The 10,808-nt window shown below is 68.5% G+C and carries 9 protein-coding genes; 3 read left to right on the plus strand and 6 right to left on the minus strand.

Features of this window, described 5'->3' with window-relative positions; all coding sequences use genetic code 11:
• Window positions 1-63 precede the first annotated feature (63 nt).
• Complete coding sequence (locus AC08OU_RS17425; RefSeq protein WP_476601160.1) at window positions 64-972, plus strand: HhH-GPD family protein; 909 nt, start codon at window positions 64-66, stop codon at window positions 970-972.
• A 17-nt stretch (window positions 973-989) separates the two neighbouring features.
• Here AC08OU_RS17425 and AC08OU_RS17430 read toward each other — a convergent pair whose 3' ends face one another.
• The 5 genes from AC08OU_RS17430 to pstS all read right to left on the minus strand — a co-directional run bounded on the left by AC08OU_RS17430 (window position 990) and on the right by pstS (window position 6,238).
• Entirely contained in the window at window positions 990-1,772 is a 783-nt protein-coding gene (locus tag AC08OU_RS17430) for a response regulator transcription factor (protein WP_476605331.1), read from the minus strand.
• A gap of 124 nt (window positions 1,773-1,896) precedes the next feature.
• Entirely contained in the window at window positions 1,897-2,673 is a 777-nt protein-coding gene (pstB, locus tag AC08OU_RS17435) for a phosphate ABC transporter ATP-binding protein PstB (protein WP_462185928.1), read from the minus strand.
• 122 nt (window positions 2,674-2,795) lie between these two features.
• Window positions 2,796-3,860, minus strand: coding sequence for a phosphate ABC transporter permease PstA (gene pstA / locus AC08OU_RS17440; protein ID WP_476605332.1), 1,065 nt, complete (start codon window positions 3,858-3,860; stop codon window positions 2,796-2,798).
• On the minus strand, window positions 3,857-4,903 hold the full coding sequence (gene pstC / locus AC08OU_RS17445; protein ID WP_476601155.1) for a phosphate ABC transporter permease subunit PstC: 1,047 nt from the start codon (window positions 4,901-4,903) through the stop codon (window positions 3,857-3,859). Before pstC ends, pstA begins: the two co-directional genes overlap by 4 nt.
• Before the next feature lie 225 nt (window positions 4,904-5,128).
• Window positions 5,129-6,238 (minus strand): phosphate ABC transporter substrate-binding protein PstS, encoded by a 1,110-nt coding sequence (gene pstS, locus AC08OU_RS17450; RefSeq protein WP_462185925.1) that lies wholly within the window; start codon window positions 6,236-6,238, stop codon window positions 5,129-5,131.
• Between the two features lie 1,023 nt (window positions 6,239-7,261).
• Here pstS and AC08OU_RS17455 point away from each other — a divergent pair.
• Window positions 7,262-7,570 (plus strand): hypothetical protein, encoded by a 309-nt coding sequence (locus AC08OU_RS17455; protein ID WP_476591542.1) that lies wholly within the window; start codon window positions 7,262-7,264, stop codon window positions 7,568-7,570.
• Window positions 7,571-7,739: 169 nt separating this feature from the next.
• Complete coding sequence (gene proS, locus AC08OU_RS17460; RefSeq protein WP_462185924.1) at window positions 7,740-9,146, plus strand: proline--tRNA ligase; 1,407 nt, start codon at window positions 7,740-7,742, stop codon at window positions 9,144-9,146.
• 344 nt (window positions 9,147-9,490) lie between these two features.
• Here proS and pyrH read toward each other — a convergent pair whose 3' ends face one another.
• The gene (gene pyrH / locus AC08OU_RS17465; RefSeq protein ID WP_476601152.1) at window positions 9,491-10,294 is read right to left on the minus strand and encodes a UMP kinase; all 804 of its coding nucleotides are present in this window, start codon (window positions 10,292-10,294) and stop codon (window positions 9,491-9,493) included.
• Window positions 10,295-10,808: the final 514 nt, after the last annotated feature.

The following is a 10,808-nucleotide window of genomic DNA, read 5'->3' on the forward strand; positions in this document are numbered from 1 at the left end:
TGTAGTAGCCGAAGGCGACGGGAGGCCGCCTGCCGCCTCCGGCCGGCCTGGTCGCCTGGCACGATGGCGGGAATGACCAGCACAGCCGGAATCAGCAGCGCGCCCGGACCACTGGCCGATCTCGTCCTGGACTGGTTCGCCGTCTGTGGCCGGGACCTGCCGTGGCGCCGTCCCCTGACGAGCCCCTGGGCAATCATGGTCAGCGAGGTGATGCTGCAACAAACCCCGGTCAGCCGGGTGCTGCCAGTCTGGGAGGCCTGGCTGGACCGGTGGCCGACGCCCGCCGCGCTCGCCGCCGAGCCGGCCGGGGAGGCCGTCCGGGCGTGGGGCCGGTTAGGCTACCCCAGGCGCGCGCTGCGGCTGCACCAGGCGGCGACCGTCGTCGTCGAACGGCACGACGGCGAGATCCCCCGGCACCTCGACGATCTCCTCGCGCTGCCCGGCATCGGGAGGTACACCGCGCGGGCGGTTGCCGCCTTCGCCTTCCGCCAGCGCCATCCGGTCGTCGACGTCAACGTGCGCCGGCTGTTCGCCCGGGCCGTCGAGGGAAGAGCCGACCCGCCGGCCACGGTCAGCCGCCGCGACCTGGTCGAGATCGCGGAGCTGTTGCCGCCGGACGCCGAGACGGCCGCCCGGGCCAGCGCCGCGTTCATGGAGCTCGGCGCGCTGGTCTGCGTTGCCCGGATGCCTCGCTGCGCCGCCTGCCCCCTGCTGGGACGGTGTGCGTGGGTGTCCGCGGGCAGCCCGCCGAGCGCGGGGCCCGCGCGCCGGCCCCAGGGGTACGCCGGCACCGACCGCCAGGTCCGCGGCCGGCTGCTCGCCGTCCTGCGTGACGCCAGTCCGGAGGTGGGTCAGGAGATCCTCGACCAGGTCTGGGACGATCCGGTGCAGCGGACCCGCGCCCTCGCCGGACTGATCGACGATGGCCTCGTGGTACGGGTGGCGCCGGGCGTCTACGCGCTGCCCGGCTGACGTCCCTGCGGAAGGGCTCAACCCGGATCGGCAACGGCGCGGAAGCGGTAGCCGACCCCGCGGATGCTCTCGATGACCGTCGGTTGGCCGGCCGTCTCGCCCAGCCGCCGCACGTGCACGGCAAGCGTGTTCGTCTCCGTCTGCGCCGAACCCCAGACCTCTCGCAGCAGCGTCTCGCGCGTGACGACCCGGCCCGTCTGTTCCAGGAGCAGCGCGAGCAGCCGGAACTCCCGCGGCGGGACCGGGACCACGGCCCCGTCGAGACGGACCTCGTGCGCCGCGCGGTCCAGCAGCACCCGTCCGCCGCGCAGCACCTCCGGCTCGTGCATCCGGGGCGGATACGTTCCGGCCCGTCCGGTTCCGATGAACCCCACCATCGCGAGGACCTCGGGAACCCGGTACGGCTTGCCCACGCAGGCGCTGGCCCCCGCGTCGAGTCCGGCGGCAGCTCTCGGCCGGTCATCGGGGCCGACCGCGAGGAGAATCGGCACGTCGTCGTGACCGGGCACGCTACGCACCGTCCGCACGACGGTCACCCCGTCCACCACGGGCAGCCGGGCACTGATCAGCAGCGCGGCCGGATGCCGCAGACCGATCTCCAGCAGGGCCAGCGCCCCGTCCGCCACCACACTGACCTCGACACCGTTCGCGACGAAGGCGTCGAGCATGCCGTCGTCGACGTCCTCGTCCGCGATCAACAGCGCCGGGCAGCCCCCCGGCCCGGTGCCCGTCGTCCGTCTCCGCGTCCCACCGGACGGGCCGCGGTACCGACGCCCGTCGGCTGCCGAGTCTACTGCCACGACCGCCAGGCCTGCCGGAACGGCCGGGTCCTCGCCTGTCGAGCCACGGTCTTGCCCCCCGGTTGACCGGCCCCACGCGGTACCGGGAGCATCCGCGCGTCCTGTCCGCCAATCTCCCCGTCCGTCAGCCGAACCGTCCGGAGATGTAGTCCTCGGTCCGCTTTTCCTTGGGGTTGCTGAAGATCTGCGAGGTCTTGTCGTACTCGACGAGGCGGCCGGGGTCGCCGGTCTTCTCCAGCGAAAAGAAGGCGGTCGAGTCGCTGACCCGCGACGCCTGCTGCATGTTGTGGGTGACGATGACGATGGTGAAGCTCGACTTCAACTTCGCGATCAGATCCTCGATCGCAAGAGTGGAGATCGGGTCGAGCGCGGAGCACGGCTCGTCCATCAGCAGGACCTGCGGCTCCACCGCGATCGCCCGGGCGATGCAGAGCCGCTGCTGCTGCCCACCGGACAGACCCGCGCCCGGCCGGCCCAGCCGGTCCTTGACCTCCTCCCAGAGGTTCGCGCCCCGCAGTGACTCCTCGGCCCGCTCGTCGAGGAGCGCCTTCTTGCGGATCCCGTTCAGCTTGAGCCCGGCGATGACGTTCTCGTAGACGGACATGGTCGGGAACGGGTTCGGTCGCTGGAAGACCATCCCGACGGTGCGGCGGACGGCCACCGGGTCCGTCCCGGGCCCGTACAGATCCTCACCGTCGAGGAGCACCTGCCCCTCGACCCGGGCCCCCGGAAGCACCTCGTGCATCCGGTTGAGCGTGCGCAGCACCGTCGACTTCCCGCATCCGGACGGCCCGATGAATGCGGTGACGTTCTTCGGCTCGATGGTCAGGTTCACGTCGGCTACGGCTTTGAACTTCCCGTAGTACGCCGTCAGCCCGGAAACGTCGATGCGGGTGGCCATGGGCTACCTCGACTCACGATCTGCCTGGATGCTGTTTCAGAGGGTCGGATCAGATGGGATGGGACTAAATGGGATGAGATAGGGCATGATCTGTGCCGCGCTGTCATCCCGGGTCAGGGTCATCACAGCCGCGAGCGTCTGGCGACCAGACGAGCGATGAAGTTGAGCAGCATGATGATGATGATGAGTACCAGGGCGGCGGCCCAGGCCCGGTCCACCGCCGACTGCTGCGGCTGGCCGGCCTGCGAGTAGATGTACAGCGGCAGTGCGGACTGCTCCCCGGAGAACGGGTTGGCGTTGATGAGGTTCGTACCGAAGACGGTCAGCAGCAGCGGCGCGGTCTCGCCGGCAACGCGGGCGACCGCGAGCATGACGCCGGTCACGATCCCGGGCAACGCGGTGGGGACGACCACCTTGAGGATGGTCCGCCAACGCGCCACCCCGAGGGCGTAGCTGGCCTCCCGCAGCTCGTCCGGAACGAGCTTCAGCATTTCCTCGGCGGAGCGCACCACGATCGGAATCATGAGCACCGTGAGGGCCAGGGCACCCGCGAATCCGGAGAAGCCCTGGTGGAAGGCGAGGATCCAGAACGCCAGGATGAACAGACCCGCGATGATCGAGGGAAGACCGGTGAGCACGTCGACGAAGAAGCTGATTACCCGGCTGACCCGGCCGCGGCCATATTCCACCAGGTAGATGGCCACCAGCAGACCGAACGGCACGGCCAGCAGGCTCGCCAACCCGACCTGCTCCACCGTGCCGATGATCGCGTGGTAGATGCCACCACCGACGTCACGGGCGCCGATGCCGTTCATCGAGTGAGTGAAGAACTCGGGGCGCAGCCGCCTCGCACCTTTCTCGATCACATTCACGAGCACCGCGAGCAGGGGGATGACCGCGAGCAGGAAGGCGGCGTAGACCAGGTTCGTCGCGAACCGGTCCCGGGCCCGGCGGCCGCCCTCGACCAGCGTCGAGGCCACGGTCATCGCGAGGATGAAGAAGACGGCAACCAGCAGGGGGAACTGGATCCTGCTGGAGATCGAGGTCACCAGGTAGATCAGGGCCGTCAGGACGACGGCACCGGCGACGGCAGCGAGCGGTACCCAGCGGGGCAGGACCCGGCCCCGCAGCTGCAGTCGGTCCTCACCGCCCTCGACGGCGGGGCCGGGAACGGTCGCGGTGTTCATGCGGCACTCCCCGAGAACTCACGCCGCCGCGCGATGATGGCGCGAGCGATGATGTTGACCAGCATGGTGACGATGAAGAGCACGAGACCGGACGCGATAAGCGCACCGCGGCCGATGTCGTTGGCCTCGCCCCATCCGTTCGCCACGTTCGCGGCGATGGTGTTACCGGCCGGCGCGAGGATCTGCCAGGAGATGTTGAACGACGCCGGCAGGACCAGGGCGACCGCGATGGTCTCGCCCATCGCCCGCCCGAGGCCCAGCATCGAGGCACTGATGACGCCCGGCTTGCCGTAGGGCAGGACGGCGGTTCTGATCATCTCCCAGCGGGTCGCGCCCAGCGCCATCGCCGCCTCCCGATGCGCAATAGGCACCTGCAGGAACACCTCGCGGGACAACGCGGCGACGATCGGCAGAATCATGATCGCGAGGACGACATTCGCAACGAAGATCGACCGGCCGACCCCGCGATCGGTCTCGAACAGCGGGATCCACCCGAAGTAGTCGGTCAGCCAGCTCTGGATGCCCTTCATGTGCGGCGCGAGCACGAGCAGTCCCCACAGGCCGTAGACGACGCTCGGCACGGCCGCCAGCAGATCGACGATGTAGCCGAGGGCGGAGGCCATCCGGCGAGGTGCGTACACCGTAATGAACAGGGCGATGCCCACCGCGACCGGAACAGCGATGATCATTGCGATGGCAGCAGTGATCATCGTGCCGAACAGCAGTGCGGCGATACCGAAAACCGGCGGCGTGGCGTTGGGGAACCACTCCTCCGTGGTGAAGAAGTTCCCGGTATTGGCGTCGAGGGCATTGGTGGCGCGCAGTACCAGGAAGGCCGCGATCGCGGCGATCAGTACCAGCAGCCCGACCCCGGCCGTGCGGGTGGCATTCTTGAAGATCAGGTCAGCGACGCCGACCTTGGCCTTGCCTGTCGAGGTGTCCGCCAGCCCGCCGGCCGGCCGATCACCTCCCGATGGGGCGGCCGTCGCCGAAGCGGCCCCCCGAGACTCGGCGTCCGCCGAGCTGTCCGGCTCCGTCGTCATGGTCCCTCTTCCCCTGGTGCTCCGAACTCGACTTCCGCTCGTGAATGCCCTGGCCGTCACCGTCTTGGCTGGTCTGGCGCTGTTGGTCTGTTCTAGTGCGCTGTTCTGGTCTGCCGTTCTGGCCCGGATGCTCTCGCCGTCGTCAACGAACAACGGACCCGCGGTGGGGCTGTTCACCCCACCGCGGGCACCGGATAGTCCGATCGGAGCTGCGTCAGATCGACGTCAGGACAGCTTGTCGACCACCGTGCGGACCCGGGTCGCTACCGAGTCCGGCAGCGGCGCGTAACCAAGGTCGGCGATCGAGGACTGGCCCGCGTCCGACGCGGTGTAGGTCAGGAAGGACTTGACCAGCTTGGCCTGGTCGGCCGGGAGACCAGCGGTGCAGGCGATCTCGTAGGTGACCAGGTAGATCGGGTACGCCCCCTTGGTCGCCGCGGCGTAGTCGAAGGTGAGCTTCAGGTCGTCACCGCTGGCGATCTTCGCGGTGCTCAGGCCGAGGGAGGCACCATCCGTGCTCGCCTTGACGTACTCGCCGGCACCGTTCTTGACCGCGACCGTGGACAGCCCGGCGTTCTCCGCATAGGAGAGCTCCACATAACCGATCGAGTTCTCGGTGGACTTCACGGTCGCAGTCACCCCCTCGCTGCCCTTGGCACCCTGGCCGCCCGGGGCCTTCCAGTCCGAGCCGGAGTCGAAGGTCCAGGCGGCGCCGGCCGCGCCCTTCAGGAACTTGGTGAAGTTGTCGGTGGTACCGGAACCGTCGGACCGGTGCACCGAGGCGATCGGCGCGTCAGGCAGAGTAACCCCACTGTTCTCCGCCGTGATCGCCGGGTCGTTCCACTTGGTGATGGCACCGGAGAAGATCTTCGCTATCGTCGGGGCGGACAGCTGGAGCTTGTCGACACCCGAAAGGTGGTACACAAGCGCGACCGGGCCGACCACCATCGGCAGGTCGACAGCCGTACCGGGGGTACAGCGATTGTCCGCGTCGGCCTTCTGCTGGTCCTTCAGCGCCGAGTCGGAACCGGCGAAGGAAATCTGCTTGGCGATGAACTGCTGCCGACCGGTCGAGGACCCCGTCGACTGGTAGTTGATCGTTGCGCCGTCGCAGGCGTTCTGGTACGCCTTGACCCATTCGTCCATCGCGTTCTTCTGCGCGGAGGAACCCGATCCGGTGATGGAACCCTTCTCGCAGGCGATCGCGCTCGCCCCGTTCGACGGCTTCGCCCCGGTGTCGCCGGAGTCACTGTTGTCGTCGGTGCCACACGCCGCCACAGTGAGCAGTGCCACCATTGCAGCCCCGACGGCGGCCTGACGCTTGCCTCGGTTCACGAGCAGCCCTTCGTTCTTGCGCGCTACGGCGCCGAATCGTCCGCCCCCTGGACTGGGGCGCCGACAAGAATCGAAGCCATCTCGAATGAACGCAAGGTGAACGTCCGCGAACGCGGACCTATCACCAGCCGGAACACATCCATGTCACTAGATTCGTGGTTGATTAGCCAGCCCGCGGCCAATCCGATCACAACCGTGCGTGTCGAATAATCGACAAATAGTCACTCTCACTCGTCACCCCAAACATCACGCCACACCCGGAGCGCCGTGGACGAGTGACTCTCGGCCACGGACAGGAGCGTGACGAGAACGGACGGAAGTGGACGAGAACGGACGGAAGCCTGGAGAGAACGGACAGGAACAGGCGAGAGCTTGACAGGAAGATCGCCGAGCCGCCGGAACTGGATCATTCACGGTCATCGAGCGGCACCATCGCTGCCAACCTTCCGACGCGGCAAGCACCGAAAGTTCACCGACGCGTGTCATGTCCGACCCGGGGCGCCGCGCCCTGCGACGCAGTGGGACGGAGCCGGCGAAGCGGCCAACCCGCGCGCCGCGCTACGCAGCTGATCGGGATCTTCGTCCTCTGTTACCAGACGTCCGCTCTGAGCACAGATCGCCGGTAGCCAACCCCGCGTTCTCGTGCTTTGCTGTAAAGCAACATCGATGTGGCTGACAGCATCAACGGCGTATCCGAATCAACGGCGTATCCGAAGAGCAGCACGACCCGTCCGTTCCATCCGACCAGCGCATCCGCCTGCGCCGGCCCGCCCACCGGGAGCCGTCCCGCCCGGCGATGAAGCGCGCCACGACCAGCCACCGCCGCGTGGCGGGACGACGATGTCCCGTCACGCGGCGGATCGGCGGGGTCCGGCAAGCGGCAGACCGCATGGCGCAGAGCCCGCGGGTACCGCCGCGCCCGGTCGGCCGGACGACCCGGGGCCGGCGCTGCGCACCCCCGTGCCGGCGGCACCAACCAGACGCGGCACGACACGCGACACGACAACGGAGGACGACCAGAACATGAACACCGTCGACAGCGACGATCTCCTGCCGGAACCCCGTCCGGTCATCGGGGGACGGCCACGGTCACTGGCCGAGGTGGTCACCGTCAACGACGGCTTACTCGTCCAACACGAGCTGCTCCTCGCCCCGGGAGCCACCGCCGCCGACCTGACCACCGCGATGATCCTCGTCCCCCCCACGGCCGCGCTGGTCAGCCATCACGGCGACGTGGACGTCTCACTGGTATTCCAGGAGGTTTCGCGGGATTCTCGGCGCGGGGTCGACGGGCAGCCGGTCGGACGCGGCGGCGATCCGGGCCGGACCTGAACCGTCCCCTCAGCGACCGTCCACTCTGGCGACGGGCCGTCAGCCGAGACGACCGCGACCGGCGCGAGGCGCCTTCCGAGCGGCATCCGGGGGCGCCCGCCGGGGCGGGGACACAACAGGTGCCGGTCCCCGGGGCCACGAGCCGTGGTCGAGGCAATATCGTGGCGGGGTGGCTGTACTCACCTCCCGCTCGACCGACTTTCCGCGCTGGTATCAGGACGTGCTCGCCAAGGCCGAGCTGGCCGACAACGGCCCCGTCCGCGGGACGATGGTCATCCGACCGTACGGCTACGCGATCTGGGAACGCATGCAGGCCGAGGTGGACTCCCGGATCAAGGCCGCCGGGGCCGTCAATGCCTACTTCCCCCTGTTCATCCCCGAGAGCTACCTGCGCCGGGAGGCCGAGCACGTCGAGGGCTTCAGCCCGGAGCTGGCGGTGGTCACCATCGGTGGCGGCAAGGAGCTGGAGGAGCCCGTAGTCGTCCGGCCCACCAGCGAGACCGTGATCGGCGAATACCTGGCCAAGTGGACCCAGAGCTACCGTGACCTGCCGCTGCTGCTCAACCAGTGGGCGAACGTGGTCCGGTGGGAGCTGCGTCCCCGGCTGTTCCTGCGCAGCAGCGAGTTCCTCTGGCAGGAGGGCCACACCGCGCACGCCGACGAGGCCGATGCCGCGGCCTACGCCCGTCGGATCGCGCTCGAGGTCTACCGCGACTTCATGACGCAGGTGCTGGCGGTCCCGGTGTTCGTCGGAGTGAAGACGCGCCGGGAACGGTTCGCCGGCGCGACCAACACGATGACCTGCGAGGGCATGATGGGCGACGGCAAGGCCCTGCAGATGGCGACCAGTCACGAGCTCGGCCAGAACTTCGCCCGCGCCTTCACCATCGACTTCCTCGGCGCCGACGGAGCCCGGCACCTGGCGTGGACGACGTCGTGGGGCTGCTCGACCCGGATGGTCGGCGGGCTGATCATGGCGCATGGCGACGACAACGGCCTGCGTGTCCCGCCCCGGTTGGCGCCGACGCAGGTCGTGGTCCTGCCGGTGCGCGACGACGAGACCGTCGTCACGAAGGCCCGCCAGATCGCCGCCGCGCTGACCGACGCCGGTCTTCGGGTGCAGGTCGACGCCCGTCCCGGGCTGTCCTTCGGCCGGCGGGTCACCGACGCGGAGATCAAGGGCATCCCGGTACGGGTCGAGGTGGGTCCGCGGGACCTGGCCGCGGGCAACGTCACCCTGGTGCGCCGGGACACCTCCGAGAAAGTGCCGGTGCCGCTGGCCGAGGCCGCCGCGCGGGTGCCGGTGCTGCTGGACGAGGTGCAGGCCGACCTGTACGCCGAGGCGCTGGCCCTACGCGAGAGCCGGACGACGGACGTCGCCACCGTTGCCGAGGCCGCCCGGGCCGCCCAGGCCGGCTTCGCCCGGATCCCCTGGCGCCTTGTCGGCGAGGAGGGCGAGGCCGAGCTCGCCGAGGAATCGCTCACCGTGCGGTGCCTCCAGACACCGGACGGCGGGATCCCCGAGGCCGGCAGCGACGCCGACGACCTCGTCTGCCTGATCGCCCGCTCCTACTGACGTCCAAGATCCCTGGCGTGGTGGCCGTCCGGAACAGAGACGATCAGCCGCGCAGGCGGACGGGGACCTGTCGGCGGCGACCGTGGAAACCTAGGTCAGTCGTATCTTCACGAACGTATCTTCACGAAGCTTGAATTATGGGACCGGGTTAGGAGTCGTCGTCTTCGTCCACGAAACGGGCGTAATGCGTCCCGCGGTGAGTCCGCCGCCGTGCAGACAAACCGCGCCCGTCCTTCGAGAAGCGGATTCGATCTCCCTCGACCTTCCCCTCGGGGGCAGATCGGGACCAACGTCGAGATCGATTGTGTGGCCGGCGCCTCGGGATCAGGCCGTCGATTTTGGGATCAGGCCATCGATTCGGCGGGGCTGGCCAGCACCTCGTTCCCGAACTCTTCGGACTTCTCCGGCGACGAGGAGATGACCGTCCCCCGGTGCTCACCACGGCAGATCGCCGTCATCGCGCCCCGCTGCTCGATATCGAAGATATGCAGCGGCATATCGAAGTCACGGGCCAAGATGAAGGCCGACTGATCCATCACCCGGAGCCCGCGGCTGATCACCTCGTCATAACTGAGGTGCGAGAAGAGCCTGGCCCCTGGATTGATCTTCGGATCGCTGTCGTAGACGCCGTCCACGCCGTCCTTGGCGGCCAGCACCGCGTCGGCATTGAGCTCCAGCGCCCGCTGCACCGCCGGGTAGTCGGTAGTGAGGAAGGGCTGGCCGTTGCCGCAGGCGAGGATGACCGTCGCCCCCTTCTCCAGCAGGTGCACCGCTCGCAGCCGGATGTAGGGCTCGGCCACCGCCGGAACGGGAACCGCCGTCATCACCCGCAGGTTGTCCTCACCCAGCGCGGTGAGCTTCCCCCGGAGCAACAGACTGTTGATGACCGTACTCAACATGCCGATATTGTCGGCTTCGACCCGGTCAATACCCCACCGGCCCGACTGGTTACCACGGAAGAGGTTCCCACCGCCGACGACGATCGCCACCTCCACGCCGGACTGGCGGACGGCGATGATTTCTCGGGCGAGGTGCTCCAGCGCGTTGGAATCGAAGCCGAATTCGGCGGAACCGGCGATCGCGCGACCGCTCAGTTTGACGACCACTCGGCGGTATCTCGTCACTGTCTCCCGCTTCCCCTTTTCCATGGTGCGATCTTAACGTAGGCGGGCCAATGATCGATCATGAGCCTATGACCCCTCCGGTACACGGTAGAGCACCCGGCTCCCGGGCACGTCGCACGACGGGCGCGTCCGGGAGATCCGCCGACGGCGGACCGTACCCGCAGCACCTTTCGCCGGCGGCCCACCGACGACCGCCGTCGTGATCAACCGCCATTAGGCTCCGGGGGCGGCCGGAGGTCGGGCCCGGCAGTGCGTGGACGCCGGCGGTGGGGACGAGACGGCGGCGATGGATCAGTATCCCGCGCCCGGCCGGCACCACCAAGATCACCCAAGGACTACGTCACCACTCCCGCCGACCCGAACAACCGCTCCACGCGATCACGAATCTGGATTACCGACAGACGACTTCGCCGGAGCCCGGCAGGAGAATACTGGATATGCTCGAAGCGAGGCCACCGACGGTGAGCGGCGCGACGGATCCGATACCGCAGAGGAGAACTGTAGCGATGTTCTTACCCGGAAGGCCGTCGTTATTGGC

The sequence above is a fragment of the Frankia sp. CcMO1 genome (genome assembly GCF_977945845.1).

Bases quoted from the DNA above. Each gene is read 5' to 3' on its own strand.
- pyrH (WP_476601152.1), bottom strand. From the start codon at position 10,294: ATGGAAAAGGGGAAGCGGGAGACAGTGACGAGATACCGCCGAGTGGTC.
- AC08OU_RS17455 (WP_476591542.1), top strand. From the start codon at position 7,262: ATGAACACCGTCGACAGCGACGATCTCCTGCCGGAACCCCGTCCGGTC.
- pstC (WP_476601155.1), bottom strand. From the start codon at position 4,903: ATGACGACGGAGCCGGACAGCTCGGCGGACGCCGAGTCTCGGGGGGCC.
- AC08OU_RS17425 (WP_476601160.1), top strand. From the start codon at position 64: ATGGCGGGAATGACCAGCACAGCCGGAATCAGCAGCGCGCCCGGACCA.
- pstA (WP_476605332.1), bottom strand. From the start codon at position 3,860: ATGAACACCGCGACCGTTCCCGGCCCCGCCGTCGAGGGCGGTGAGGAC.
- pstB (WP_462185928.1), bottom strand. From the start codon at position 2,673: ATGGCCACCCGCATCGACGTTTCCGGGCTGACGGCGTACTACGGGAAG.